Source organism: Gallaecimonas pentaromativorans (assembly GCF_003751625.1).
GTDB classification, from domain to species: Bacteria; Pseudomonadota; Gammaproteobacteria; order Enterobacterales; family Gallaecimonadaceae; genus Gallaecimonas; species Gallaecimonas pentaromativorans.
In genome coordinates this window covers 67251-91960 of sequence record NZ_RJUL01000004.1, presented here as the reverse complement: position 1 = coordinate 91960, position 24710 = coordinate 67251, and the positions used below count along the sequence as shown (strand labels likewise).

Sequence of the window (24710 nt, the reverse complement as noted above, 5' to 3'; positions counted from 1 at the left end):
TTCCAAAAAGTAAGTTCCTTGGCCCGGTCGCCTTGGGGGGCGGCCAATGTAACCGCAAATGGCAAAACTGAAAATATTCTTTCCCTTAACGTAAAGAAAGTTAAGCCCAGTGCCGATAATCAGGGGTACATAGCGCCGCACGGGTAACAAGATGAATAACTGGTCCTTACGTTTGAAGATCCTGGCCATAACCGGCCTTTGTTTCATCGTTTTCTTTATCGCGGTGCTTTGGCAAAGCCTTAGCGCCTTGCAAAAAAACATCAACAGTTCGCTGGAAGAAGAGGTCAACCTTTTTTCCAACACCTTTAGCGCCAGCGTCGGCGATTGGATCCAAGACCGGCGCCAGACCATGGTGAAAACGGCGAAATCCATTGCCGACCACCCCGACATCCCCAGCTACGTCTTTTTGGATCAGGCCAAGGAAGGGGTAGGCTTCTCGCTCACCTACCTTGGCACTCCCGATGGCGGCATGTACCGCAACGACCCCACCATTGCCAACAAGGCCGGTTACGACCCGAGGGTCAGGGCCTGGTACAAAGGTGTTATGGCCGTTCGTGGCAGCTTCATCACCGAACCCTTTGTTTCTGCCACTAACAACCAATATGTGGTTACTGTGGCCGAACCGGTGTGGAAAAACGGCGAGATAATCGGCGTGGTGGGGGGGAACCTGCGGCTCGAGCAGCTGACCGAGCACACTAACGCCCTTAAGATCCCCGGCAACGGTTACGCGGTACTGGTGGATAAAAGCGACCAGGTGATCGCCCACCCCGATGAAAGTCGCCGCTCCAAAAAGGCGTCGGATATTACGCCCGAATTTACCGGCAGTGGTCTTGATGCGTTGTTAAAAACCCACGCCTTGCAAGAAAGAAGGCTCGACAACCGAGAGCGCTATCTCTTTGCCGAGAGTATTCCCGGCACTAACTGGGCTCTTATCCTGGTGATGGATAAAGACACCCTGATGGCACCACTTCGTAAACAACTCTATACCCAGCTTGGGATCAGCTTGTTGATACTGGTGGTGGTGGGATTGGTGTTGTCCTGGCTTATCCGCATGTTGCTAAGCCACTTGTCTGATATCACCGAGAACCTTGACGCCATCGCCAATGGTAATGGCGACCTTACCATTCGCCTCAAGGTTAACAGCCAGGATGAAATTGGCCGTCTGGCGGGAAGCTTCAACCGTTTTGTGGAGCAGCTGCACGGTATTATCTCAAGGCTCAAAGACGCCTCCCAAGGCCTGCTGGCCGAGGCTGAGCAAACGGCGAAGGGCGCCCGCAGCCAAAACGACCGTATCCAGCGCCACCAGACCGAAATTCATATGGTGGCCACCGCCGTGACCGAAATGGCCTCCGCCACCCAGGAAATTGCCGGTAACGCCGAACAAACGGCGGTGTCGGCCCGTAACTGCGTAGGCCTTAGCGAAGAAGGCCGTCGCCAGGTAGAGCAAAGCCAGCGCTCCATCGAAGGCCTGGCCGGAGAAGTGTCTCGCGCCAACAGCATCATTGGCGACCTGAACCAGCATGCCCAGAACATTACCTCCATCCTCTCCACCATCAGTGGCATTGCCGAACAGACCAACCTGCTGGCGCTGAACGCCGCCATTGAGGCGGCAAGGGCTGGCGATCAGGGCCGCGGCTTTGCGGTGGTGGCCGACGAGGTCAGGGTGTTGTCACAGCGCACTCACAGCTCTACCCAGGAAATTCAGGGCATGATTGAGGTGCTGCAAGGGGCCGCCAGCAAAGCGGTGGACGCCACCGACAAGGGCCGGATGATGGCCGACAAGAGCGTCACCGACGCCGAAGCGGCCAACCAACGCCTTGGCGAGATCTTGGGCGCCATCAATCAGATCAACGACATGGCGGCGCAAATCGCCTCGGCTGCCGAAGAGCAAACCTCGGTGACCCAGGAGATCAGCAAAAACACCGAGATCATCCGCGGCGTCGGCGACGAGATGTCTACCGCCAGCCACCAGGCGGCGCAGCAAGCCGACCAGCTCCGCGCCCTTGGCCAGCAGGTCGCGACAGAAGTGGCCAAGTTCCAGCTCTAAAAAGGCAGCACCTAGCCGCTGTAAAAAGGCACCTTATGGTGCCTTTTTTATTACTCGCCAATCGCTTAGCCTGAGCTTTTGCCAAAAGGATCTGTGCATGGCCAGAGTACAACTGACCTTCCCCGATACCACTCTCTTTCAGTGCGCATTGCCGCTTCGCATCAGCGACATCAACTACGGCCAACACCTTGGCCACGACACCCTGGTGACCTTGCTGCACGAAGGACGCTGCCAATGGCTTGCCAGCCATAGCCTTGGGGAGGGGAACATCGGAGGCACCGCCCAAGTGGTGGCGGAGCTGGTGGTCAACTATTTAGGAGAAGCTTTCTACCCCGAGCAACTGACCATGGAACTTGCCGTCGGCGAGATGGGCCGCAAAGGGGTAGAAGTGTTTCAGCGCTTATCCCGCCAAGACGGCCAACCGGTGGCCATCGCTAAAGTCGGCATCGTGTTTTTCAACACCGCCGAGCGCTGCGCCGTGGCGGTGCCAGAGGCCTTTAAAGCCCTGCTTTAAGCCGGGGTCAGCGCCAGTGGTCTTGGGTCGATATCCCGCTGCTGCTGATGCTGGCCCTGGCGCCCGGCTTCAATGAGCGGCAGATCGGCCAAGGGCCCGCTGGTTACCGGCCAATCCAGCGCCTTGGCAAGGGGCTGGGTGCGGGCCTTGGCAAGCTCGCCAGCCAAGGCCGACAGCAACAGGGCACTTTGCTGCTGATTGGCCTGCCCTGCCCGTTTTAAGGTGTCCAAGAGCCAAGGGTCGCTGATAAGCCCGGCCCGGTTTGGCAGCGCCAAAGGCAGCCTTGCCGACACCCACAATTGGCTAAAGGCGCTGTCGCTACCGGCGCCAAGCGCAAACAGGGTATCGGCAGGTAGCCATAACAGATCGCCGGCTTTTAGCGAGTGGTAGCCCTTGCCAAGGCGCACCACCCCTTGCCCTTCTTCCCAGCCGATAAGGGTGCCGGTCACCAGGCGCTGGCGGGCCGACAGGCGGGCCAGGGTCAGCCGTTGCTGTTGCAGGGTTAAAGGCAGATACATCAGAAGCGTCCTCTTCGTGCGTCAATCAGGGCGTTACGTGGGGTGTGCTGTTTGTCGGTAAAGGTGCCAAGGCTTACCTGGTAGCCCGCTTCTTCCAAGAAGCAGACCCTATCCAGTAGCAGCCACAGCTCCAGGGGTTTTCGATACCAGTGCCGTACCCAGTCCATGCGCCTGACCACCTGCTGGCGCGCCTGGCCAAGGGCCAGGTAATGCTGCCAATTGATGCCCGCGGATAACGCCAGACCTTTTTTGTCGGCGGCCCAGCGGGCAAAACCGGCAAAATCGCCGGTAAAAAGTGATTTGGGGGCATTGGGCACCGGCAGATAAGCATTCACCCCAGTCAGCGCCCGTTGCAGGGCGTCAAAGCCAAGCCGGTATTGCTGCTCGAGGTGGCGAAGGCGACTCGCCCGCTCGCCGCCGGTCACCAGCTCTTGTAGCGGCAGGCGAAGATCAAAGGGGGTAAGGGTCAGATCCCATTGGCGCCCAGCGCTTGATAGCGGCTGGTAGTATTCGGTGGCAATAAGGTGATAGCAACAGGGCGAGATGCTCACCGCCTCAGTGCCCGCCTTTACGGCAAGCTGTAAAAGCCGGCTGTGTAAATCCCCGCAGGCGTGGAGCGCCATGGCGTGCTGGTCTTGGCGCACATACTGCGCCGCGTCTGCCGACAACGCGTCGGCGCACACAAACTGGTGGTCCAGCTGCCAATGCCGGGCCTGCTCGCGCCCTTGCTCGCAAAGGTCCGCTTGCAGCTCAAGGGCCTTTACAGCATGGCCTTGGCTGGCGTAAACGCGGCCCAGGTGGCCTTTACCAGCGCACCATTCCAGCACCGATGCGACTGGGCGCACCGCCTGGCTAAAATCGGTAATTTGCTGCCATTTTCGCCCCTTCATGCCCACCGAAAGCCGGGCAAGGGGCTCGGGGCCCTCGGCGGCAAAAGCGCCCAACTCGGTTTGCATCCAGGCAAAAAGCCCAGGCCGATACGGCTCGATAAGAGCCCGTTGGCCATCGAGGTCGAGGCCGTCCAGTTCGTCGGCGCTAAAGGCCTCAAGGCCTGCCATTTCGGGCCAGGGCCAGGTGGCCTGGGTAAAGGGCATCAACTGCCAGTCCCCTTTGTACCGGGAAAGCAGCTCGCTTAAGGCGTGAAATTGGTCAAGGTGGCTTTGCATGGCGGCGCATTATACGTAACGGCCGGCCATTTTACTGCTTTTCGAAAAAGAGCGTGACTTCCCCCACCGCCAGGCCGAACTTTTTCATGGTGGTGCGGTTCATCAAATGCCGCTCATCGAGCTGGTACATCCAATCGTCCATGGTCACATCCAGGGTGTCGCCGTCATCCATGGTCAGGCGCAAGGTGTAGCCCCACTGAAAGGCCATACCCACCGCTTTGCCCTTGGCGGTGCCTATCACGTCGCTGGCCTGGCCCTGGTATTGGCCGCCGGGCAGTTTTTCGAGTGTCCAGACCCGGCGCTGGGTGCTGCCGTCACTGTAGGTAAAGTGCTCATCCAAGGTGCCGGTGTTGCCCTGCCATTTACCCTCAACCACCACGGTGAAGCGTTTGATGACCTTGCCGCTGTAGTCTTGGAACATGCCATGGGCCAGCACCTTGCCGTTAAAGAATTTATCCAGCTCAAGGGCAGGCTTAGTGCCTTGGTAATCCTCGATGCCGGCGGCGCAGCCCCCCAGCAGTAGGCAAAGGCTTAGTAATAAAACGCGCATCAATCCTCCTTGCCCAGCAGTGCCAGGCGTAGTTCAGGGGCCCGGGTTTTGGGCGACAGCCAAATGGCCAGAAAGACCGGGCCAAAGTCAGGGTCGGCGTTGCTGGCCAGCAGCTCACCGTTGAGATAAAAGCGGCTTTCACTTTGGGTAACTTCCAGGCGCAGGGTGTCGCCCTTTTTCACATCAGGGCAATACTCGGCAAACCAGTCCAGCCAAGGTTGGCGATAAAGGCCAAGATGGCGCCACTCTTTGGCGGTTTGCTTGACGATGTCCTGGCCCTTGATGTCCCGTAAATAATGAAGCGAAAGCGCCTGGGCCTCCGGACCGGTGTAATAGCGGGCGTCGTAGATATCCCAAAAAAGATACTCAAAGCGGCCCTGCCCTTTAAGCTGCCACTGCCCTAAGGCTGGCATGGCCAGCAGGCATAAAAGCCACAGCGTTCTCATACCGCCTCCCGCTTTGCCAGCGCCATCAAACCGGGCCATAAACCCGCCCACACCAAAGCCAGGGTGGCTATGGCTGGCATTAAAGGCCAACCAAACTGGGCCGCCCCCAGGCGCACCCCGCCCCAATAGGCCAAGGGCCCGGCCAGGGCGCCCAGCAAGACATTGAGCCAAAGCCTGCCTTTGAGCCAGGCAAGGCTATGGTTGGGGAGCATGGCAAGAGCCGCCCAAAGGGCAACAAGCCACAGCGGCACTAAATAGACCCCGGGGCCGAAATCAAAGAGCCCCAGCAGGCTTAAGCTGCCGTCAACCAGAGCGCCGATGAACATGTAAAGCAGCATCAGCCGACTATCGGCCCGGCGCTGGTTGCTGAGCCACAGGTGCAGCGCCAATATTGCCAACACCGGCCAGGCGCTTTTGGCCAGCACCGCGACCAACCAGGCGCCTTGATAGAGCAGCAGGTTTAGCAGCCAATGCATTGCCTGTTACCGGGGCGGGTGGCCACCAGATGCACCACCGAGATGGCCCGCTCCCAAAACCCCCCTTCGCAGTAGCAGAGGTAGTAGTCCCACAGCCGCTTGAAGCGCTCGTCAAAGCCATGGGGGCGCAGCCCTTCAAAGCCGTGATGAAAACGCTGGCGCCACTCTTTTAGAGTGCGGGCGTAATCAAAGCCAAAGTCTTTGAGGTCGCGCACCACAAAGTCGGTGTGCCTGGCCATCAGGCCCAGCATTCGGCTGTTAGACGGCAGGCAGCCACCGGGGAAGATGTAACGCTGGATAAAATCCACTGAGCGCGCATAGCTGTCGTAGCGTTGGTCGCTGATGGTGATGGCTTGGAGCAGCATCACGCCGTCGGGTTTAAGCAAGGACTGGCACTTTTCAAAAAAGGCCGGCAGGTAGCGGTGCCCTACCGCTTCAATCATCTCGATGCTGACCAGCTTGTCGTACTGACCGTCTAGGTCGCGATAATCCTGGGTCAGCAAGGTAATTTGCCCTTCAAGCCCGGCCTCTTTTACCCGCTCCCTCGCTTCTTGGAACTGAGCATCGGAGATGGTAGTGGTGGTGACCTTGCAGCCAAAGTGCCTGGCCGCATGAAGGGCAAGGCCGCCCCAGCCGGTGCCTATCTCAAGCAGATGGTCACCCGGTTTAAGGTCCAGCTTTTGGCAAATCACATCCAGCCGATGCTGCTGGGCCTCTTCAAGGCTCGCCTCGGCGTGGGGATAGAGGGCCGAGGAATACATCAGGCTCGGGTCCAAAAAGCTTTTGTAGAGCACATTGCCCAGGTCGTAGTGAGCAAGAATGTTCTTTTTCGAGCCCTGGCGGCTATTGCGGTTAACAAGGTGTTTGAGCCGCTGCAGCGGCCAGGTGACCCACCCCAGGCGCCGCTCAAGGCTGTCCAAAAGCGGCAGGTTGAGCACCATGACTCGCACCAGACTGGTGAGATCGTCTGAGCGCCACAGCCCGGCAATATAAGCCTCCCCGGCGCCAATGGAGCCGCCAAGAAGTAGCTGCGGGTAAAAGGCGCTGTCCAGCACTTCAAGGGTTGCCACCGGCTGGCCGCTGCCAAATTGCAGCTCGGCTTCACCGTCTTTTACCCGCAAGGTGCCGTACTCCAGCTTGGCCAAGAGCCCCAGCACGATTTTGCGGGCAAGGCGCTGCGAAAGCGGAAGGTCGGCGGCAATGGCCGCGGCTACTGGTTCAGTCATGCCGTCTCCTTGGGATGGCTGTAAAATTTGAGGCCTTTGATGGCGAGTTTGAGGGCCTGCCAGTAGATGCCCAATACCACGGTCAGGGTCATTACCGGGCGGCGCAGCAACTGGCGGCGAATATGCTGGCGGCTCAGCGCATGGCGCTTTAAGGCCAGGGTTGCATCAAATACGTGGCCACGGGGGTCATGGTTCTCAAGGTGCACAAAAAGCTGCTCACCGGGAGCCTTGATACGCCAGCGGTACTGCTGCTCTAGGGGGTTAAAGGGGGATACGTGAAAGACCTTGGGGTGATCCGGCAACTTGCCATCCACCACCCGGTGGCCGTAGCAGTGGCGCTCATTCCAGGGGGTGTTGGACACCTCGGCCAAAAAATGGGTGAGCTCGCCATGGCCGTCAAAGCCGTAATAGAAATTAACCGGGCTGAAGTAAAGGCCCAGGGTGCGCAGGTTTAAAAGGCCATACACCTTACCCTCGGGGGCGCTGCCGGTTTGCGACTGCCAGGTTTCTCGCAGGGCATCGGCCAGGGGCAGGTCTGGGGCGCCGAGGTAATCGGGGCGGTAAAACCGCGCCAGGGCAAAGCGGCGGCAAGAGAACCAGCGGCCCTCCTCGCCCGGTAGCTCGTCTAAGTCGAGATACCACATGAAAAAGGGGTAGCTAAAGCCATGCACCTTGGGCAGATGCCGGCGGTGGCGTACCTGGCCGGTGTAAAGGGCGCTGGTCATGGGCTCACTCCAAGAGCGCTGCATACCCTCAGGGCGCTATTGACACCATCTTCATGAAAGCCGTTAAACCAATAGGCGCCGCAGTAATGCACCCCGTCGACACCGGAGATATCGCGCCACTGCTGCTGGGCCTTGATGGCCGCCAAAGTGTAAACCGGGTGACTGTAACGGTAACGGCCCAGCACCTTGGCCTCATCCACTTCGTCGTTTAGGGTCACCAGGTATTGGTGGCGCTTATCCAGGCATTGCAGGATGTTCATCTGGTAGGTCAGCACCGCCTTTTGGCGGCTGCGGCCCATGCGGTAATTCCAGCTGGCCCAGGCTGCTTGGCGCTTGGGTAAATGACCGGTATCCAGGTGCAGCACCACGTCGTTGTCGTTAAAGCCCAGGGCGCCAAGCACCTGGTTTTCCGCCGCGCTCGGCGCCGCCAACATGGCCAGGGCCTGATCGGCATGGCAGGCCAGCACCACCTCGTCGAACAGCCAATCCTTGCCGTCGCTGATAAGCCGCACCTGCCCGCCTAGGCGCTCGATACGGTTGATGGGGGTCGCTAGGTGAATATTGTCTTTAAAAGGCGCCGTCAGCGGCGCTATATATTGGCGCGAGCCGCCTACGATGGTGAACCATTGCGGCCGGTTGGCCACATCCAAAAGGCCATGGTTTTCAAAAAAGCGGGCAAAAAAGCTCAGCGGGAAATCGCGCATTTCATCGAGCCCCATGGACCAGATGGCAGCGCCCATGGGCAGCAGGTAGTTGTCGATAAAAAGCGGCCCGAATTGCCCCTCGGCTAGGAAGTCGCCCAGGGTTTGGCTGCCGCTTTTGGCGGCCTCCAGCTTGGCCGCCTTGTTAAAGCGCAAGATGTCGCGAATAAGGCGCCAAAATGCCGGGCGCAGCAGGTTGCGCTTTTGGGCAAAGAGGGTGCGAAGGCTATGGCCGTTGTATTCGAGGTTGGCGCCGTCATTACGCACCGAAAAGCTCATCTCGGTGGGCTGATAGGCCACCCCCAGCTCGGCCAGCAGCCGCCGGAAGTTGGGATAGGTGCGGTCGTTAAAGACGATAAAGCCGGTGTCGATGGCGCTCTTCTCGCCATCGACCGCCACGTCCACGGTATGGGTGTGGCCCCCAAGGCGGGTGCCTGCTTCAAAGAGACTCACCTGATGCTGGCGCGACAAGTAATAGGCAGCAGTCATGCCGGCGATACCGGACCCCACAACGGCAATACGTTTCATGCTTTTATCATCCTTTTGGCAAGCCGGCGCCACAGTCCCTGAGGCAGTAGCCCCAAGAGTTGCAGGGTCCAGGTAAAGGCTTTGGGAAAGTGAATATGGCGCTGGCCCTTGTCGATGCCCCGGCGGATGTAGCGCGCCGCGTCTTGGGCAGAAAGCTGCATCGGCATGGCAAAGTCGTTTTTGTCGGTTAAGGGGGTTTTGACAAACCCCGGGAACACGGTGCTCACCGCCACCCCCTGGCGAGCAAGAGTGATATCCAGGGTGTCGAACAGGTAGCGAATAGCCGCCTTGGAGGCGCCGTAGGCTTCGGCCCTTGGCAAGGGAAGGTAGGCAGCCGCCGAAGCCACCCCCACTAATCTTGCCCCTTCACAACCGATAAGGCAGGGCAGCACCCCTTCGATGGAAATGGCCATGGACTCCACATTGGCCCGCATCACCCGGATAAAGGCGGCCGAGTCGAAATCGGGCATATCGAGGTATTCACAGGTGCCGGCGTTGAGGATGGCAAGGTTGAGTGGGCCAAGCCCAGCCAGGCCGTCGAGGGTTGCCTGTCGGTCGGTTAAATCCAGTGCCAGCACCTTGGCGCCCTTGTCTTTAAGCACCGCCAGGGCCTGACGCTTGCGGCCTACGGCGATAACGTCGTGGCCTTCGTCCAGATAATCGTGGGCCAGTTGCCAACCAATGCCGGAGGTGGCGCCCGTTATCAGCACTTTCATGAGGCGAGCCTGCGTTTAACGGCTTTGACTACCGGGCCCAACAGCGGCAGCTGCTCGTAAAGCATGGCGCCCAAGTCAAAGTAATCCCGGTGATGCTCCACCTTGCCGGAGCCGGCAAAGCGCAGCAGGCTGACCCCTTCCACCGCCACCGGCCGGCCACCGGCAAGGCGCGGGTGGGTTAAGGTCATGGTCCATTGCACCTGGGCCTTTTCGCCGTGCAGCCAAGGCGCGGCATAGGCAAATTGCACGGCACTGACGTTTTCATACAACGAAGCAAAGTAACCTTGCAGCGCCGCCAGGCCCTGCAGGCGATGGGCGGGATCTTCAAACAGCACACCCTTGGCGTAAATATCGCCAAGGCTTGCCAGATTGTGCTTGTCCAGGCGCTGGTAGGTCTCTAAGAACCGGGTCAGTGCGGCGTCCATCAGCCCTCCTTGATGGCCTTGAACAGGGCCAGGGTTTTCAGCCTTGCCTCTTTGTGATTGACGATGGGCTGCGGGTAGTCGAGTGCGCCGGGGTAAGCGGCTGGCTCAAACAAATATTTGTCGCTCACGCTTTGCAGCTCCGGTACCCAGTTACGGATGAATTGCCCTTTAGGATCAAAGCGTTTGCCCTGCTCGGTGGGATTAAAGATGCGAAAATACGGCGCCGCATCGGTGCCGGTGCTGGCCGCCCACTGCCAACCGCCGTTGTTGGCGGCAAAATCGCCATCAATAAGATGGCGCATAAAAAAGGTTTCCCCCAGGCGCCAGTCGAGCTGCAGATCCTTGACCAAGAAGGAGGCGGCGATCATCCGCAGCCGGTTGTGCATCCATCCGGTGGCCACCAGTTGGCGCATGGCGGCATCGACGATGGGATAGCCGGTCCGCCCTTCACACCAGGCTTTGAACGCCGCCTCGTTATAAGACCAGGCAATGGCGTCGGTATCGGCCTGGAAGGCCCGGCCTTTGACCACCCGGGGGAAATGCCAGGCCACATGCTGGTAAAAGTCGCGCCAAATCAGCTCATTAAGCCAGGTGCCGGGGCCGGAGGCGTCATCCCAGACTGCATCGCCGTGCTCGTGCAAAAGCCGCCACAGGCATTGGCGCACCGAGATAAGGCCGATGGAGAGCGCCGCCGACAACCTTGAGGTGGTATCGAGGCTGGGAAAATCGCGCTCGGTCTTGTAATCAGCCGCCCGTTCAGTGACAAAACGGCGCATGGCTAAAAGCGCCGCGTCTTCATCCAGCGGCCAACCTTCCAACAATGCGTCACAATCGGGGCTTGAGAAGACCGCCTTTGTTGGCGGCTCGATGGCATCGCCCTTCAACCTCGGCTGTACCTGCCCCAGGTGTTGCAACAAGCGGTCTTTGAGCTGCTTTTTAAAGGGGGTAAACACCTTATAGGGCTCGCCCTGTTGGGTAAGTACCGAGCCGGGGGGGGCCAGCAGGGCATCGTCCAGAAAATAACAGGGGCAAGCCAGAGTCTCGGCCACGGCGTTGTCTCGGGCCAGCTCGTTGACCAGATACTCGCGGTTGGCATAAAGAGCTGATACCTGATGCTCGCGGCAATACGTGGCAAGGGCGGCTGGCACGGCGGCAAAATCTTCCACCACCAGCACATCGAGCCTCACCCCAGCCTTGGCCAAATGCTCGCCAAGGTTATCCACGGCATGATTGATAAGCCGCAATTTAACCGGCGCCATGTGGTGGTGCTGCCACTGGCCGGGGGTAGCGATAAAAAGCGCCCTCGCCTCCCCAGCCTCCATGGCGCGGCTAAGGGCTGTGTTGTCGATGCTGCGAAGATCGTTTCGAAACCAGACCAGGGCGGTCATAACCACTCCTTGAGAGAAAAGGCGCCCGGCAGCACCGATTGGTGGGCCGGCAGCGAGCCTTTGATGGCACCGAGATATAGCTGCTGGTGCTCGATGGCATTAAGGGCCAGTTGCAGCTCGCGGTCAGAAAAGTGAGGCCCCAAGTCCACCACCTGATAGCGCTGAGACAACAGTGCCAGCACCATCAACCGCCACAGCGGCGCCATAGTGCCGGCCAACAGCGCAACCGGCCTTTTTTGCGGCTGCTGCAAACGGCTGATGGCGCTAAGGCGCAGGCTAAGTTCGGCCTCTAAAAGCCCTTGGCCGGCGCTTGAGAAAGGCCCCTTTGGCCACTGCTGAAGCTGCTGCCAGAGCGCCTCGCACAACAGCCCCAAGGGCTGCTCTTTCAACAGGTTATCGAGGGTTTGGCGAAGAGCTTTGACATTCAGGCTTTGCGCCAGAGCCAATACCGGTTCGGCAAGTGGTGTTACCACCGGCTCACCAAGCCCGGCCAGCAAGGTTTTGATATCGCTGAGGCTAACGCCCATGGCCAGGTACTGGCGAATTTGCGCCACCTTGGCCAGCTCGCTGGCTGGGTAAAGCCGATGGCCCTTGGCGGTGCGCTGGGGCTTTAGCAGCCCGTAACGGCGCTCCCAGGCCCGCAGGGTCACCGGCAATACGCCGCTGCGCTCGGCAAGGTCGCCAATTTTGAGAAGTTCAGAGTCCATAACGAAGTTTCAGGTCAGCCGGATAAGGGTTGAGGTAGCTTTGCTCGGCAAGGTAGCCCACCGGGTGCAACCGCAGGTGATGGTTAATCAGGGTCAGGGGCGCCACCAGAGGCACCAGGCCTTGGCGGTACTGCTGAATAAGCTCGCTAAGCTCTTGTTTTTCGGTGCCGCTCAACATTTTTTTAAAAAAGCCCTGCAGGTGCATCAGTACATTGGTGTGATCTTTTCGGCTGGCCGGGGATTGAAGGGCCTGCATGAAGCGGCTGATATAAGCCTCTGCCACCTCCTTGAGGGTGGCCGTGTCCGCCGCGGCAAGCATCGGGCCCAATTCGCGGTAAACCGGTTGGTTATGGGCCAGCAGCAAGAACTTGTGGCGGCGATGAAAGGCCATAAGCCTAGCGAGGGTCAGCCCGTCTTGGCGCAGTTGCTGCCACTGGTGATAGGCCATCACCCTCAGCACGAAGTTTTCGCGCAGCAAGGGGTCGTTAAGGCGTCCGTCTTCTTCTACCGGCAGGTTGGGAAAGCGCGCCATCAGGGCTTTGGCAAATACCCCCACCCCAACCTTACCCAAGCCTTCGCCGTCAGGGCGATAAACCCGCACCCGCTCCATGCCGCAGGTGGGGGATTTAGCGCACAGCAGGTAGCCACTTAGCTCACTCATGCCCGGCAACGCGGTATCGGCAAACGCCTTAAGCTGCTCGGTCACGTCAAGCTCGGGGCCTTTAGTGCCTTGCACCCTGGGGTGTTCCGGGTCGCCCACCAGGCGAATGGTGGGCCGGGGCGAGCCCATGCCGATGGCCATTTCCGGGCAAACCGGCACAAAGCGAAAATGGCGGCCCAGCTCGTCGCTGATAAAACGCGACAGCTTATGGCCACCGTCAAACCGCACCTGTTGGCCAATCACACAGGCACTAACGCCAACTTTGATCTCCATAGCACCCCCAGTTATCTATACAGATATTAATTTATGTATAGGTTTTCAGCATTGATATCGCATACGGGTACAACTTAGTGGTGGATCAGCTGGTCAGAATTTTTTCTGGTAAGCTCGCCCCATGCAAAGCTCACCTCCCTTTTCAGCGCAGCAGGTCCAGCAGATGCTTGACTGGGTTGCCAGTACACCGGCCCTGCTACAGATAGGCGACACCGCCTTACTGCCCGCCCCCGGACAAATAGACTTGGCAGCCCTTGGCCAGCAGCTGGCGGCTACTGCCAGACTTGGCCAGCGCTTTGAGTTACTGGTGGCCGCGCTTCTTAGCGGCAGCGGCCGCTACCAGATCTTGGCGCAAGATTGCCAAATTACCGCCCAAGGCCGCACCCTTGGCGCGCCGGACCTTATCGTCAGAGATTTACGCAGCGGCGAGATTGAACATTGGGAACTGACCGTAAAATTCTACCTGGGGCTTGCTTCGGGTTGGCTGGGGCCGGGCAAACGGGACTGGCTGGAGCAAAAAGCGGCACACCTTAAAACCCGGCAACTGCCGCTACTGGCAAGGCCCGAAGCACAAGCCTGGCTGGCAACAAAAGGCTGGCAACCGGCACGCTCCAGGCTCTGTAGCCACGGCATACTCTTTGGCGACGGCCCCTCTTACCCTTGGCTTGCGCCCGGGCATCAGCAAGGTCAGTGGTTTGAGGCAGGAAAACTGCCGGATGGAGACTGGCGGGCATTGGCGCGCTGGCAGTGGATTGCCACCACACCCAGTAGCGAGTTAGCGGCGTTTACTGGCCAGTGCCAGGCGCCCATCATGGTGCAGGACGGCTGCAGCGGCCTTAGGCATATGGTGGTGCCAGCAGGTTGGCCCAATAACGAAAAAGGAGAGCCATAATGGCTCTCCTTTTCGTTACTCTTGAACCTCTTCCACACGGCTCTTGAGTTTCTGGCCTGGGCGGAATGTCACCACGCGCCGGGCAGAAATGGGAATATCCTCACCGGTCTTCGGGTTACGGCCGGGACGCTGATTCTTGTCCCGAAGTTCAAAATTGCCGAAGCCGGACAATTTGACCTGTTCCCCGTTTTCCAGTGCCTGGCGGATCTCCTCAAAAAAGGATTCCACCAGATCCTTGGCTACCCGTTTGTTGATCCCCAGCTTGGTAAAGAGGTGCTCGGCCATTTCTGCCTTGGTCAGCGCCATAGATCACTCCCTCAAGGATGCATTAAACTGGCTTTTCAGCGCGTCAACCACCTTGGAGACTACATCGGCGATTTCGCCGTCTTCAAGGGTACGCGTTGTGTCCTGTAGCGTCAGGCTGACAGCCAAGCTCTTATGGCCATCGGCAACGCCCTTACCGTCGTACAGGTCAAACAAGTTTACGTCAACTACTTGTTTTCCGCCAATTTTTTGCAAAACCTCGAGAATTTCTCCCGCTGCCACCTCATTTTTCACCACCACAGCCAAGTCGCGGCGGTTGGCAGGGAAACGGGAAACCGGCTTGGCATCGGGGATCCGGCGCTCACCGAGCAATTCCCATTGCAATTCAAAGACCAAGGGTTGGGACTTGAGGCCAAGGGCCTTGGCGGCGGCCGGGTGCAGCACGCCGAAGTGGCCAACCATCTCGCCATTACGCACGATCTGGGCACTTTGGCCCGGATGCAGGGCATCGAGGCTGCTGCGCTCAAAACGGAACTCGTCAAGGGCCGCGGTCAGTGACAACAGCTGCTCCAAATCGCCTTTAAGGTCGAAAAAGTCGCTGCCGCGCTGCTCCAGGGTCCAATGTTCGCCATAGGCGCTGCCGGTGATAACCCCTGCCAGCATCTTCTGCTGCTTGAGCTCGCCATCGCAGGTGATAAAGCGCAGGCCGCTTTCAAAAAAGCGCACCCGGCCCTGCTGGCGGTTCTGGTTGTGCAGCACCGCTTGCAGCAAACCCGGCCACAAGGAAACCCGCATGGCGGACATTTCCACCGAGATGGGGTGCGGCAGGATTTGCACTTCTTCAGCCGGGAACAGCGCCGCCTGGGCTTTGGGCTCCACAAAGCTGTAGGTAATGGCTTCTTGGTAACCCAAGTCCACCAGCAAGGAGCGCACCCGCTTGAGGCTCAGTTCCGCTTCGCGGTGGTGGCTCATCACCAGTTTGGCTTGGGGAGCCTTGTTGGCAATGTTGTTGTAGCCAAAGACCCGGGCCACTTCTTCGATGAGATCTTCTTCAATGGCCATGTCAAAGCGGTAGCTCGGCGCCGTCACTGTCCACTGGCTGCCGTCAAAGGCCGGCTCTGTGCCCAGGCGGGTCAGGATCTCGGTGACTTTGTCATCGCTGATATTGGCGCCCAGCACCTTGGCCAGGCGGGCCTTGCGCAGCACGATTTGCGCGCCTTTGGGCAGATGCGCCTCTGCTACCGCTTCCACCACAGGGCCAGCTTGGCCGCCAACGATGTCCAGCAGCAGTGCGGTGGCACGCTCCATGGCTTTATGGGTCAGCTGCGGGTCGACGCCGCGCTCGTAGCGGTGGGAGGCGTCGGTGTGCAGGCCGTATTGGCGAGCACGGCCGGCGATGGCGGTAGGCGCAAAGAAGGCCGCTTCCAAGAAGATATCTTTACTGTCGCTGGTCACGCCGGAGTGCAGGCCGCCAAAGACACCGGCCATGGCCAGGGCTTTGGTGGCGTCGGCTATCACCAGAGTGTTATCGGCCAGCTCCACTTCGGACTCGTCCAGCAGCACCAGCTTTTCACCCTTCTCGGCCAGACGCACCTGGATGGCGCCGTCCAGCTTGGCCAAGTCGAAGGCGTGCATGGGGTGGCCGAGCTCAATCAGCACGTAGTTGGTGACATCCACCACCGCATCGATGCTGCGAATGCCGCTGCGGCGCAGCCGCTCGGTCAGCCACAGGGGGCTGGGGCGAGACAGATCCACACCCTTGATCACCCGGCCCAAGTAGCGCGGACAGGCATCGGGGGCCTTGAGGCTGATGGCGAGCTTATCGTCGATGGTGGCGGCAACAGGCGCGCAGGGCTCATTGGTGACGTCGAGGTTATTGAGTACCCCTACTTCCCGGGCCAGGCCCAGCACGCCCAGGCAGTCGGCGCGGTTGGGGGTCAGGTCCACTTCGATGATGCTGTCGTTGAGCGCCAGGTAATCGCGGATATCGGTGCCGACAACGGCGTCCGCCGGTAGCTCGATGATGCCGTCGGCTTCGATATCGATGCCCAGCTCGGTGAAGGAGCAGAGCATGCCGTGGGACGGCTGGCCGCGCAGCTTGGCTTTCTTGATTTTAAAGTCGCCGGGCAGTTCGGCGCCCACTTTGGCGACGGCCACTTTCAAGCCCGCTCGGCAGTTGGGCGCGCCGCAGACGATGTCCAGCAGCTCGTCTTCACCGACGTTGACCTTGGTAACGCGCAGTTTGTCGGCGTCGGGGTGCTGGGCACATTCCACCACTTCCCCTACCACTACGGTGTGGAAGGTGCCGGCGACCGGCTCGATGCCGTCCACTTCCAGGCCGGCCATGGACAATTGCTCGGACAAGGCCTGGGTATCAATAGCGGGGCTTACCCATTGGCGCAGCCAGTTTTCAGAAAATTTCATGACTCACTCCCTGCCTTAGTTGAACTGCTTCAAGAAACGTACGTCGTTCTCGAAGAACGCCCGCAGGTCGTTAACGCCGTAGCGCAGCATTGTCAGGCGTTCCACGCCCATACCGAAGGCAAAGCCGGTGTATTTTTCCGGGTCGATACCCACCGCCTTGAGCACGTTAGGGTGCACCATGCCGCAGCCCAGCACTTCCAGCCACTTGCCGTTCTTGCCTTTCACGTCCACCTCGGCAGAGGGCTCGGTGAAGGGGAAGAAGCTCGGACGAAAACGCACTTCCAAGTCTTCTTCAAAGAAGTTCTGCAGGAAGTCATGAAGAATGCCTTTGAGATCGGCAAAGGAGATGTTCTCGTCAACCAGCAGGCCTTCGACCTGGTGGAACATGGGGGTGTGGGTCTGGTCGTAGTCGTTACGGTAGACGCGGCCAGGAGAGATGATGCGAAGCGGCGGTTTTTCCACTTCCATGGTGCGAATTTGCACGCCGGAGGTTTGGGTGCGCAGCAGCATGTCGGGGGTGAAATAGAAGGTGTCGTGGTCCGCTCGGGCCGGGTGATGGGCCGGGATGTTCAGGGCGTCGAAGTTATGAAAAGCATCTTCAATTTCCGGACCTTCTTTGACCGCAAAGCCCAGCTCACCGAAGAAGCTCTCGATACGCTCTATGGTGCGAGTCACCGGGTGCAGGCCGCCCAGCGCCTGGCGACGGCCAGGCAGGGTGACATCCACCTGCTCGGCAGCCAGCTTGGCGTTAAGCTCGGCTTCCATCATGGCATTCTTCTTGGCGTTCAGTACTTCCTGAACCGCCTCTTTGGCCTGGTTGATCACGGCGCCGGCCTTGGGGCGCTCTTCCGGGCTCAGGTCACGCAGTGATTGCATCTGCAGGGTGAGCAAGCCTTTTTTACCCAGGTAATCGACCCGGATGGCATCCAGTGCCGCCATGTCCGCGGCAGCGTCGATGGCTGCCTTGGCCTGGCTGACGATCTCGTCAAGATGTTGCATGGCGTCCTCGTATCACAAACAAAAAAGCCTCCCGACGGGGAGGCCTTGGGTTTCCTTTAGCTTCTTCTTCACCAAGGTAAGGCCTCCTGAATGTCAGGAAGTAAAGAAGAAGCTAAAGAAAAACAGTGTTGGCATGGGGTGGTCTCTTTTTGCAAAAAAGGGGGGCCGGAGCCCCCCTCCGTCTTACAGTGCTGCTTTGGCTTTTTCAACCAGAGCAGTGAAGGCGGCTTTGTCGTGTACAGCGATGTCAGACAAAATCTTACGATCGATTTCCACGGAAGCTTTCTTCAGACCGTTGATCAGACGGCTGTAGGACAGACCGTTCTGACGGGAAGCCGCGTTGATACGGGCAATCCACAGCTGACGGAACTGACGTTTCTTAGCACGACGGTCACGGTAAGCGTATTGACCGGCTTTGATCACGGCCTGGAAGGCAACGCGATAAACACGGCTACGGGCGCCATAGTAACCTTTGGCGGCCTTCATTACCTTCTTGTGACGAGCGCGGGCAGTTACACCACGTTTAACTCTTGGCATCTCTCAAATCCCCTTACAGATTAGGCAGCATACGGTCGACCAGCGGCTTGTCCGCAGCGGCAACCTGATGGGTATCGCGCAGCTGACGCTTACGCTTGGAGGATTTTTTGGTCAAGATGTGGCGCAGGTGAGACTGCTTGAACTTATAGCCACCAGACGCGGTTTTTTTGAACCGCTTGGCAGCACCACGATGGGTCTTCATTTTAGCCATTACGAATAACTCCGCATTGTTAACAACCAACAACCAGGGCGAACGGGCCGAACTGACCCGTTACTTGTGGGCGCCTGATTATTTCTTTTTGGGTGCCAGCACCATCACCATCTGGCGGCCTTCCATTTTCGGGAAAGACTCAACAACAGACAGCTCTTCGAGGTCAGCCTTGATCCGCTCAAGCAGGTCTCGACCAAGCTCTTGGTGCGCCATTTCACGACCACGGAACCGCAGGGTGATTTTGGCTTTGTCACCGTCTTCCAGAAAGCGAACCAGGTTGCGCAGTTTTACCTGGTAGTCGCCTTCATCTGTGCCAGGGCGGAATTTGATTTCCTTCACCTGGATCTGTTTTTGCTTTTTCTTTTGTTCTTTTGCGCTTTTTTGTTTCTCGTAGAGGAACTTACCGTAATCCATGATCTGGCAGACCGGCGGTTCAGCGTTAGGGCTGATCTCTACGAGGTCCATTTGGGCTGCTTCAGCCTGGGCCAGGGCATCCTGGATTTTAACGACACCGAGCTGCTCACCTTCTGCGCCAATAAGGCGTACTTCAGGGATACGGATCAGGTCGTTGATACGGTGTTTCGGTTTCTGCTGGACCAATGGGCCCCGTCTTCCGCCTTTAATACGTTATTCCTCCACGGTTTGTTTGCCTCGGCTGGCAATTTCGCCTTGCAGCTGGCTTATAAAGTCTTCCAGCTTGAATTTGCCGAGATCTTGTCCTTTGCGCGTACGGACGGCGATTTCGCCTGCTTCCCGCTCTTTGTCACCTACTACCAGCAGGTACGGGACGCGCTTAAGCGTGTGCTCGCGGATTTTAAAGCCAATCTTCTCGTTTCTCAAGTCGGCTTTCGCACGAATGCCCGCGCTTTCAAGGGTTTTTACCACATCTTGCACGTAATCGGCCTGGGCATCGGTGATATTCATCACCACTGCCTGGGTCGGCGACAGCCATGCCGGGAAGAATCCAGCGTATTCCTCGATAAGAATACCGATGAAACGCTCCAAGGACCCCAGGATGGCACGGTGGATCATCACCGGCACCTTGCGGTCGTTGTCTTCGGCCACAAAACTGGCGCCCAAACGGCCCGGCAGAGCAAAGTCGAGCTGCACAGTACCACATTGCCAGGCACGGTTCAGACAATCATGCAGGGTGAACTCGATTTTCGGCCCGTAAAAGGCCCCTTCACCGGGTTGCAGGTCGTATTCGATACCTTTGGCGCTCAGCGCTTCGGCCAGGCCCTGTTCTGCCTTATCCCAGATGGCATCGGAGCCGATGCGCTGCTCGGGACGGGTAGAGAGTTTGACCTTGATGTTTTCAAAGCCAAAGGTGGCATAGGTGCTGTAAACCATGTCGATACAGCTGGCCACTTCCGCTTGGATTTGGTCATCGGTACAGAAGATGTGGGCGTCATCCTGGGTAAAACCGCGCACCCGCATCAGGCCATGGAGCGCGCCGCTCGGCTCGTTGCGGTGGCAAGAGCCAAACTCGGCCATGCGCAGCGGCAGGTCGCGGTAGGATTTGAGGCCCTGATTGAAGATCTGCACATGGCCTGGGCAGTTCATGGGCTTGATGGCGTAATCGCGGTTTTCGGAGCTGGTGGTAAACATGGCGTCGCCATATTTCTCCCAGTGCCCGGATTTCTCCCACAGCACCCGGTCCATCATCAAGGGACCTTTGACTTCTTGATAGTCAAATTCGCGCAGCTTTTCGCGGATAAAGGTCTCGAGTTGACGGAAGATTATCCAGCCGTCGTTGTGCCAGAACACCATGCCCGGCGCTTCTTCTTGGAAGTGGAACAAGTCCAGTTGCTTGCCGATTTTGCGGTGGTCGCGTTTTTCGGCTTCAGCCAACTGCACCAAATAGCTGTTCAAGGCCTTTTTATCGGCCCAGGCGGTGCCGTAGATGCGTTGCAGCATCTTGTTTTTGGCATCGCCACGCCAGTAGGCGCCAGAGACCTTCATCAGTTTGAAGTAATGGCAAAACTTCATGTTCGGTACGTGCGGGCCGCGGCACATATCGACATATTCTTCGTGGTGGTACAGGCCGGGGCGATCATCGTGGCTGATGTTTTCGTCCAGAATGGCCATTTTGTAGCTTTCACCACGGGCCTCGAAGGTGTCCCGTGCTTCCTGCCAGCTCACTTTTTTCTTGATGACGTCGTAGTCTTTTTCCGCCAGTTCGTGCATACGGGCTTCAAGCTGCTCGATATGCTCCTGCGTCAGGGGGAAATCCAAGTCAACGTCATAATAAAAGCCGTTATCGATCACCGGGCCTATAGCCATTTTGGTCTGCGGCCACAGCTGCTTGATGGCATGACCTAACAGGTGGGCACAGGAGTGGCGAAGGATCTCAAGACCTTCGTCATTCTTGGCGGTGATGATGGCCAGGGTTGCGTCGTTTTCGATGAGGTCGCTGGCGTCCATCAGCTCGCCGTTGACACGGCCGGCAATGGTGGCTTTGGCCAGGCCAGGACCAATGTCCAGCGCCACATCCATGATGGAAACAGGGTTATCAAAGTGACGAACGGAACCGTCTGGCAGGGTAATAGCAGGCATGGGAATGTCCTTGTCAGTGGTGACCCGTACCAAGGGCCACTTGATAGTCAAAATCGTGAAACGTCAGTTGCTTACCACCCAAACCAAGGGCGCTTCGGCAGCGGGAACCCCGCCCTGACCAAAAGAGACGCAATAATAGCGGTGTTGGTCGGCCCGGTGCAACGCCAATGACCCCGCCCTTTGGTCGCATCAACAAGGCGCACCGGCGCAGAGCACTGGCCTGGCCCGTTGTCGCTGTTAGCTTAGAGACACTGACAACAGGAGATAACCATGATCAAAAAGACCCTGCTGGCCGCCACCTTGCTGCCGTTTCTTGCCCAGGCGCAGACAGTACCGCCGGCAGAAAAACCCGAGTTGTACGACATTGGCGCCGCCATGTCTGCCGAGCGCATGAAGGCTGATGTTACCAAACTGGTCAGCTTTGGCACCCGCCACACTCTTTCTAGCCAAACCTCTAAAACCCGCGGCATCGGCGCCGCCACCGACTGGATTGAAGCCCAGTTCAAGGCCATCAGCAAAGAGTGCGGTGGCTGCCTGGAGGTGATCCGGGTATCCGATACCGTCAGCGGTGAAAAACGTATTCCTAACCCGACCCTCATCACCAACGTCATCGCCATCAAATGGGGCAGCGAGGATAAAAAACGCATGGCGCTGCTTTCCGGGGACATCGACTCGCGAGTGACCGATGTCATGAACGCCACCGCCGACGCTCCCGGCGCCAACGACAACGCCTCCGGTATCGCAGCGACCCTAGAATCGGCGCGGGTACTGACTAAATACGATTTTCCCGGCACCATCGTCTTTTCCGCCCTCTCAGCCGAGGAGCAAGGGCTTTTTGGCGGCAAGATCCTCGCCAAATACGCTCGCGAGCAGGGCTGGAACATCGATGCGGTGATCAACAACGACATGATTGGCAACACCGAAGGCATCGACGGCATCAAAGATAACCACACGGTACGGGTATTCTCCGAGGGAACCCGCGCGGTTGAAACCGCCACCGAGGCCCGCACCCGACGTTTTACCGGCGGAGAGCTGGACTCCCCCTCCCGCAACCTGGGCCGCTACATCAAAGCCTTGGCTCACCAGTATCTGCCGATGCTGGACGTGATGATGGTTTATCGCCTCGACCGCTTCGGCCGTGGCGGCCACCACAGCCCCTTTAATGACGCCGGTTATCCCGGAGTACGGCTGATGGAAACCCACGAAAACTACAACCGCCAGCACCAGGACCTTCGCACCGAGAACGGTGTGGCCTATGGCGACGTGCTGACCGGGGTGGATTTTGACTACGCCCGCAAGGTGGCGGCGCTTGATGCCATTACTCTCGCCTCCATGGCCTGGGCACCCACGGCGCCAGCGGGTGTCACCATCAAAGGTGCGGTCAGCCCGGATACCACCCTGAGCTGGCAAGCCGGTAAGGATAAACAACTGGCGGGGTATAAGGTGTATTGGCGCTTGACCACCGAACCGACTTGGACGCACAGTCGTTACGTTGGAAATACAGACAGTTACACCCTCAAAGGAGTGGTCATTGACAATTACTTCTTCGGCGTTGCCGCCGTTGCCAAAGACGGCACCGAAAGCCCGGTGGTCTTCCCGGGGGCAGCCGGCGCTTTCTAAACTGCTGTGGGGGCTGATACTGGCCCCTACCCTCGCCTTTGGTCAATGGCAGGCTCAGCCGGAGCGAAACGGGGTCAAGCTGTGGACAGAACAAGGTCGCGATGGCCTGGTGAGGGTGCGAGCCCAGTGCCAAGTAGTCACTCGGCTTTCGGCCTTTGCGGCGGTGATGAACGATCTTGAAGCCGTGCCCCAATGGATGGCCCATGTCGAGGCGGTAAAACGCCTCGACAAACCGTCCACCACCGAAGACGTTATCCATACCCGCTTTCATTTGCCCTGGCCGGCCAGAAACCGCGACGCGGTCACCCTCTCTGCCTGGCGCCAAGACCCTGACTTCACGCTGTATCTTGATATCAAAGACGCCGCCGAGCGCTACCCGCAACTTAAAGGCTATGTGCGCATGCACGGGGTGTCGGGGCAGTGGCGCCTGGCGCCCTTAGGCCAGGGGCTGACCGAAATTCGTTACACCGGTAGCGCCGATCCGGCAGGCTGGCTGCCCGATTGGCTGGTCAACAAGCTCAGTGTCAGCTCAACGGCCAAAACCCTGGCCGGGCTTTGCAATCGCATTACCGAGCTGAAATACCAGGACAGCCAATACCCCTTTATCAAGGAACCTCCGGCCACCCGTACCCGCAGCGAACGCTGAGCCTGCCAGAGTATTTGCGGCTACGCTTATCACCAGCGATTGCGGCAGGAGAACGACCATGTGGCATGCCTTGCAAGAAGAGATCTCGGCCTTTATCGGCAGGCCTTTTGTCTTGTCTGAGCGGCGCCTGCATCAAACCGGGCCGCGCTGGCAAAGCTACGTGGTGGGCGATGGGCGTCTGAGCCTGTTCGTCAAGATAAGCGAGTCGTGCCACCTCGAGCAGCTACAGGCAGAGGCCTTTGGCCTTGGCGAGCTGTCCCGTTTTGGCCCGCTGCGCAGCCCCGAAGTGGTGTGCGTGGGCGCCACCCGGGGTTTTGCCTATCTGGTCCTTGAATATCTCGACTTTGCCGCCCCCAGTTGCCTGGGCTGGCAGCGCCTTGGCGAAGGGCTTGCCGCCCTGCACCAGCGCCAGGACCAAGCCATGTACGGCTTTGACGAGGACAATTTCATCGGTAACAGCCCCCAACCCAACGCCTGGCATAAGCATTGGCACCGCTTTTTTTGCGAGCAGCGCTTGTCGTTCCAGTTGGGGATGCTGGCGGAGAAAGGGTTGATATTGCCTCAGCAAGAGGCGCTGCTCGATTGTGCCTGCCGGCTGTTAAAGCATCATCAGCCGACGCCGAGCCTGCTCCATGGTGATCTCTGGCGAGGTAACATTGGGTTTATAAACGATCAACCGGTGTTTTACGATCCGGCCTGTTACTACGGGGACAGGGAGGCAGATATCGCCATGACCGAGCTATTTGGCCGCTTTGACCCGGACTTTTACGCCGCGTACGACGATACCCTGGCGCTGGATGAAAACTACGAAAGCCGGCGAGAGCTTTACAACCTCTACCACCTGCTCAACCACGCCAACCTCTTTGGCGAGCATTACTGGCAGCAAGCCCAGCAGAGCGCCAGCGCCCTGCTGAACCTCTACCACCATCAGTAACGAGGCTGCACCACCACGAATTGGCTGCCGCCATCGACCGGCAGATACCAGATCCCATCGGCGATGTAATAAAGCCGCCCTTCATAAGCCACCTTCTTGGTGGACCCGACAATTTCGTCCACCACAGTGCCGGGGCTCAGACCCTCGCCACGGGCAACGGAAGTGGTGGTGGTTGTTACCGTAGTCGTAGTGCCAGGTTGGTTAACCACCCGGTAGCTACCGGCCGGCGGGGTATCGACATAAACGTAGCGGTCCCCTTGCTGGCGATAATAGGCGTTGTTGACGATGGCATAGGTGATACCGGCAAAGACCGCGAAGGTAGCAATACCGGCCAGGGCATTACCGTGGTGATAATAGCGACGAGCCGGCGGCGGGCCGTAGTGATGGTAACCCGGTTTCACCACGATGACCCGACCTGGACCACCGTGACCACCATAATGACCATCGTAGTGGCCGTCATGAGCCTCAGCCAGGGTCGGTACCAGGATCATGCTAAGGGCAGCAATGCCGGTGATCAGGGTCTTTTTCATGGGAAAGTTCCTCATTTACGTCACAGTTCA

At 58.6% G+C, this 24710-nt stretch carries 27 protein-coding genes and 1 other annotated feature; of the genes, 6 read left to right on the top strand and 21 right to left on the bottom strand.

The features are described from left to right. Nucleotides 1-151 precede the first annotated feature (151 nt). Nucleotides 152-2047, top strand: coding sequence for a methyl-accepting chemotaxis protein (locus EDC28_RS08470; RefSeq protein WP_050658109.1), 1896 nt, complete (start codon nucleotides 152-154; stop codon nucleotides 2045-2047). 97 nt (nucleotides 2048-2144) lie between these two features. After that, complete coding sequence (locus EDC28_RS08465; RefSeq protein WP_123421316.1) at nucleotides 2145-2561, top strand: acyl-CoA thioesterase; 417 nt, start codon at nucleotides 2145-2147, stop codon at nucleotides 2559-2561. Here EDC28_RS08465 and EDC28_RS08460 read toward each other — a convergent pair. The 13 genes from EDC28_RS08460 to EDC28_RS08400 are packed head-to-tail and all read right to left on the bottom strand — an operon-like array spanning nucleotide 2558 to nucleotide 13067. After that, nucleotides 2558-3079 (bottom strand): AraC family ligand binding domain-containing protein, encoded by a 522-nt coding sequence (locus EDC28_RS08460; RefSeq protein ID WP_123421315.1) that lies wholly within the window; start codon nucleotides 3077-3079, stop codon nucleotides 2558-2560. The genes EDC28_RS08465 and EDC28_RS08460 overlap by 4 nt on opposite strands. After that, a complete protein-coding gene (locus tag EDC28_RS08455) occupies nucleotides 3079-4245 on the bottom strand; it encodes a methyltransferase (RefSeq protein WP_123421314.1) in 1167 nt (388 codons plus the stop codon). Before EDC28_RS08455 ends, EDC28_RS08460 begins: the two co-directional genes overlap by 1 nt. A gap of 31 nt (nucleotides 4246-4276) precedes the next feature. Next, complete coding sequence (locus tag EDC28_RS08450) at nucleotides 4277-4795, bottom strand: DUF3833 domain-containing protein (RefSeq protein ID WP_123421313.1); 519 nt, start codon at nucleotides 4793-4795, stop codon at nucleotides 4277-4279. Continuing rightward, the gene (locus EDC28_RS08445; protein ID WP_170164068.1) at nucleotides 4795-5241 is read right to left on the bottom strand and encodes a chalcone isomerase family protein; all 447 of its coding nucleotides are present in this window, start codon (nucleotides 5239-5241) and stop codon (nucleotides 4795-4797) included. Before EDC28_RS08445 ends, EDC28_RS08450 begins: the two co-directional genes overlap by 1 nt. Then, nucleotides 5238-5717, bottom strand: coding sequence for a DUF2878 domain-containing protein (locus EDC28_RS08440; RefSeq protein WP_123421311.1), 480 nt, complete (start codon nucleotides 5715-5717; stop codon nucleotides 5238-5240). Before EDC28_RS08440 ends, EDC28_RS08445 begins: the two co-directional genes overlap by 4 nt. After that, nucleotides 5702-6943: an SAM-dependent methyltransferase gene (locus EDC28_RS08435; protein ID WP_123421310.1), complete on the bottom strand. Its 1242-nt coding sequence runs from the start codon at nucleotides 6941-6943 to the stop codon at nucleotides 5702-5704. The genes EDC28_RS08440 and EDC28_RS08435 overlap by 16 nt, the downstream gene beginning before the upstream one ends. Continuing rightward, complete coding sequence (locus EDC28_RS08430) at nucleotides 6940-7668, bottom strand: DUF1365 domain-containing protein (protein WP_123421309.1); 729 nt, start codon at nucleotides 7666-7668, stop codon at nucleotides 6940-6942. Before EDC28_RS08430 ends, EDC28_RS08435 begins: the two co-directional genes overlap by 4 nt. Next, nucleotides 7665-8897, bottom strand: coding sequence for an NAD(P)/FAD-dependent oxidoreductase (locus EDC28_RS08425; RefSeq protein ID WP_123421308.1), 1233 nt, complete (start codon nucleotides 8895-8897; stop codon nucleotides 7665-7667). The genes EDC28_RS08430 and EDC28_RS08425 overlap by 4 nt, the downstream gene beginning before the upstream one ends. Next, nucleotides 8894-9613 (bottom strand): SDR family NAD(P)-dependent oxidoreductase, encoded by a 720-nt coding sequence (locus EDC28_RS08420; RefSeq protein WP_123421307.1) that lies wholly within the window; start codon nucleotides 9611-9613, stop codon nucleotides 8894-8896. Before EDC28_RS08420 ends, EDC28_RS08425 begins: the two co-directional genes overlap by 4 nt. After that, a complete protein-coding gene (locus EDC28_RS08415; protein ID WP_123421306.1) occupies nucleotides 9610-10038 on the bottom strand; it encodes a nuclear transport factor 2 family protein in 429 nt (142 codons plus the stop codon). Before EDC28_RS08415 ends, EDC28_RS08420 begins: the two co-directional genes overlap by 4 nt. Then, nucleotides 10038-11426 (bottom strand): deoxyribodipyrimidine photo-lyase, encoded by a 1389-nt coding sequence (gene phrB, locus EDC28_RS08410; protein WP_123421305.1) that lies wholly within the window; start codon nucleotides 11424-11426, stop codon nucleotides 10038-10040. The genes EDC28_RS08415 and phrB overlap by 1 nt, the downstream gene beginning before the upstream one ends. Then, a complete protein-coding gene (locus EDC28_RS08405) occupies nucleotides 11423-12133 on the bottom strand; it encodes a MerR family transcriptional regulator (RefSeq protein ID WP_123421304.1) in 711 nt (236 codons plus the stop codon). The genes phrB and EDC28_RS08405 overlap by 4 nt, the downstream gene beginning before the upstream one ends. After that, nucleotides 12123-13067, bottom strand: a complete 945-nt coding sequence (locus EDC28_RS08400) for a YbgA family protein (RefSeq protein WP_123421303.1) — start codon at nucleotides 13065-13067, stop codon at nucleotides 12123-12125. The genes EDC28_RS08405 and EDC28_RS08400 overlap by 11 nt, the downstream gene beginning before the upstream one ends. 163 nt (nucleotides 13068-13230) lie before the next feature. Between EDC28_RS08400 and EDC28_RS08395 the strand changes: the two genes are divergently transcribed. Next, a complete protein-coding gene (locus EDC28_RS08395; RefSeq protein WP_211355727.1) occupies nucleotides 13231-13959 on the top strand; it encodes a DUF1853 family protein in 729 nt (242 codons plus the stop codon). Nucleotides 13960-13974: 15 nt separating this feature from the next. Here the strand turns inward: EDC28_RS08395 and ihfA are convergent, their stop codons facing one another. From ihfA to thrS, 7 genes are all read right to left on the bottom strand, one after another. Further along, the gene (ihfA, locus tag EDC28_RS08390; protein ID WP_050658093.1) at nucleotides 13975-14265 is read right to left on the bottom strand and encodes an integration host factor subunit alpha; all 291 of its coding nucleotides are present in this window, start codon (nucleotides 14263-14265) and stop codon (nucleotides 13975-13977) included. A 3-nt stretch (nucleotides 14266-14268) separates the two neighbouring features. Next, on the bottom strand, nucleotides 14269-16647 hold the full coding sequence (gene pheT / locus EDC28_RS08385; RefSeq protein ID WP_123421301.1) for a phenylalanine--tRNA ligase subunit beta: 2379 nt from the start codon (nucleotides 16645-16647) through the stop codon (nucleotides 14269-14271). A gap of 15 nt (nucleotides 16648-16662) precedes the next feature. After that, nucleotides 16663-17646 carry a phenylalanine--tRNA ligase subunit alpha gene (pheS, locus tag EDC28_RS08380; RefSeq protein ID WP_050658091.1) on the bottom strand — a complete coding sequence of 328 codons (984 nt, stop codon included), beginning with the start codon at nucleotides 17644-17646 and terminating at the stop codon, nucleotides 16663-16665. Nucleotides 17647-17663: 17 nt separating this feature from the next. Then, nucleotides 17664-17785 (bottom strand) — a sequence feature (Phe leader region). A gap of 44 nt (nucleotides 17786-17829) precedes the next feature. Beyond that, complete coding sequence (gene rplT, locus EDC28_RS08375) at nucleotides 17830-18183, bottom strand: 50S ribosomal protein L20 (RefSeq protein WP_050658090.1); 354 nt, start codon at nucleotides 18181-18183, stop codon at nucleotides 17830-17832. 13 nt (nucleotides 18184-18196) lie between these two features. After that, a complete protein-coding gene (rpmI, locus tag EDC28_RS08370) occupies nucleotides 18197-18394 on the bottom strand; it encodes a 50S ribosomal protein L35 (protein WP_050658089.1) in 198 nt (65 codons plus the stop codon). Between the two features lie 78 nt (nucleotides 18395-18472). Further along, the gene (gene infC, locus EDC28_RS08365) at nucleotides 18473-19018 is read right to left on the bottom strand and encodes a translation initiation factor IF-3 (RefSeq protein ID WP_050658088.1); all 546 of its coding nucleotides are present in this window, start codon (nucleotides 19016-19018) and stop codon (nucleotides 18473-18475) included. Nucleotides 19019-19021: 3 nt separating this feature from the next. After that, nucleotides 19022-20950 carry a threonine--tRNA ligase gene (thrS, locus tag EDC28_RS08360; RefSeq protein WP_123421300.1) on the bottom strand — a complete coding sequence of 643 codons (1929 nt, stop codon included), beginning with the start codon at nucleotides 20948-20950 and terminating at the stop codon, nucleotides 19022-19024. Nucleotides 20951-21220: 270 nt separating this feature from the next. Here thrS and EDC28_RS08355 point away from each other — a divergent pair, with 270 nt between their 5' ends. Genes EDC28_RS08355 through EDC28_RS08345 form a run of 3 tightly spaced genes read left to right on the top strand, consistent with a single transcriptional unit; the run spans nucleotide 21221 to nucleotide 24150 of the window. Further along, nucleotides 21221-22570, top strand: coding sequence for a M20/M25/M40 family metallo-hydrolase (locus EDC28_RS08355; protein WP_123421299.1), 1350 nt, complete (start codon nucleotides 21221-21223; stop codon nucleotides 22568-22570). Further along, nucleotides 22482-23216, top strand: a complete 735-nt coding sequence (locus EDC28_RS08350) for an START domain-containing protein (protein ID WP_148049823.1) — start codon at nucleotides 22482-22484, stop codon at nucleotides 23214-23216. The genes EDC28_RS08355 and EDC28_RS08350 overlap by 89 nt, the downstream gene beginning before the upstream one ends. A gap of 58 nt (nucleotides 23217-23274) precedes the next feature. Further along, nucleotides 23275-24150, top strand: a complete 876-nt coding sequence (locus EDC28_RS08345; RefSeq protein ID WP_123421297.1) for a fructosamine kinase family protein — start codon at nucleotides 23275-23277, stop codon at nucleotides 24148-24150. Here the strand turns inward: EDC28_RS08345 and EDC28_RS08340 are convergent. Further along, entirely contained in the window at nucleotides 24144-24680 is a 537-nt protein-coding gene (locus tag EDC28_RS08340; protein WP_123421296.1) for a hypothetical protein, read from the bottom strand. The two genes, EDC28_RS08345 and EDC28_RS08340, sit on opposite strands and share 7 nt — an antisense overlap. Nucleotides 24681-24710: the final 30 nt, after the last annotated feature.

Bases quoted from the DNA above. Each gene is read 5' to 3' on its own strand.
- EDC28_RS08470 (WP_050658109.1), top strand. From the start codon at position 152: ATGAATAACTGGTCCTTACGTTTGAAGATCCTGGCCATAACCGGCCTT.
- EDC28_RS08465 (WP_123421316.1), top strand. From the start codon at position 2,145: ATGGCCAGAGTACAACTGACCTTCCCCGATACCACTCTCTTTCAGTGC.
- EDC28_RS08460 (WP_123421315.1), bottom strand. From the start codon at position 3,079: ATGTATCTGCCTTTAACCCTGCAACAGCAACGGCTGACCCTGGCCCGC.
- EDC28_RS08455 (WP_123421314.1), bottom strand. From the start codon at position 4,245: ATGCAAAGCCACCTTGACCAATTTCACGCCTTAAGCGAGCTGCTTTCC.
- EDC28_RS08450 (WP_123421313.1), bottom strand. From the start codon at position 4,795: ATGCGCGTTTTATTACTAAGCCTTTGCCTACTGCTGGGGGGCTGCGCC.
- EDC28_RS08445 (WP_170164068.1), bottom strand. From the start codon at position 5,241: ATGAGAACGCTGTGGCTTTTATGCCTGCTGGCCATGCCAGCCTTAGGG.
- EDC28_RS08440 (WP_123421311.1), bottom strand. From the start codon at position 5,717: ATGCATTGGCTGCTAAACCTGCTGCTCTATCAAGGCGCCTGGTTGGTC.
- EDC28_RS08435 (WP_123421310.1), bottom strand. From the start codon at position 6,943: ATGACTGAACCAGTAGCCGCGGCCATTGCCGCCGACCTTCCGCTTTCG.
- EDC28_RS08430 (WP_123421309.1), bottom strand. From the start codon at position 7,668: ATGACCAGCGCCCTTTACACCGGCCAGGTACGCCACCGCCGGCATCTG.
- EDC28_RS08425 (WP_123421308.1), bottom strand. From the start codon at position 8,897: ATGAAACGTATTGCCGTTGTGGGGTCCGGTATCGCCGGCATGACTGCT.
- EDC28_RS08420 (WP_123421307.1), bottom strand. From the start codon at position 9,613: ATGAAAGTGCTGATAACGGGCGCCACCTCCGGCATTGGTTGGCAACTG.
- EDC28_RS08415 (WP_123421306.1), bottom strand. From the start codon at position 10,038: ATGGACGCCGCACTGACCCGGTTCTTAGAGACCTACCAGCGCCTGGAC.
- phrB (WP_123421305.1), bottom strand. From the start codon at position 11,426: ATGACCGCCCTGGTCTGGTTTCGAAACGATCTTCGCAGCATCGACAAC.
- EDC28_RS08405 (WP_123421304.1), bottom strand. From the start codon at position 12,133: ATGGACTCTGAACTTCTCAAAATTGGCGACCTTGCCGAGCGCAGCGGC.
- EDC28_RS08400 (WP_123421303.1), bottom strand. From the start codon at position 13,067: ATGGAGATCAAAGTTGGCGTTAGTGCCTGTGTGATTGGCCAACAGGTG.
- EDC28_RS08395 (WP_211355727.1), top strand. From the start codon at position 13,231: ATGCTTGACTGGGTTGCCAGTACACCGGCCCTGCTACAGATAGGCGAC.
- ihfA (WP_050658093.1), bottom strand. From the start codon at position 14,265: ATGGCGCTGACCAAGGCAGAAATGGCCGAGCACCTCTTTACCAAGCTG.
- pheT (WP_123421301.1), bottom strand. From the start codon at position 16,647: ATGAAATTTTCTGAAAACTGGCTGCGCCAATGGGTAAGCCCCGCTATT.
- pheS (WP_050658091.1), bottom strand. From the start codon at position 17,646: ATGCAACATCTTGACGAGATCGTCAGCCAGGCCAAGGCAGCCATCGAC.
- rplT (WP_050658090.1), bottom strand. From the start codon at position 18,183: ATGCCAAGAGTTAAACGTGGTGTAACTGCCCGCGCTCGTCACAAGAAG.
- rpmI (WP_050658089.1), bottom strand. From the start codon at position 18,394: ATGGCTAAAATGAAGACCCATCGTGGTGCTGCCAAGCGGTTCAAAAAA.
- thrS (WP_123421300.1), bottom strand. From the start codon at position 20,950: ATGCCTGCTATTACCCTGCCAGACGGTTCCGTTCGTCACTTTGATAAC.
- EDC28_RS08355 (WP_123421299.1), top strand. From the start codon at position 21,221: ATGATCAAAAAGACCCTGCTGGCCGCCACCTTGCTGCCGTTTCTTGCC.
- EDC28_RS08345 (WP_123421297.1), top strand. From the start codon at position 23,275: ATGTGGCATGCCTTGCAAGAAGAGATCTCGGCCTTTATCGGCAGGCCT.
- EDC28_RS08340 (WP_123421296.1), bottom strand. From the start codon at position 24,680: ATGAAAAAGACCCTGATCACCGGCATTGCTGCCCTTAGCATGATCCTG.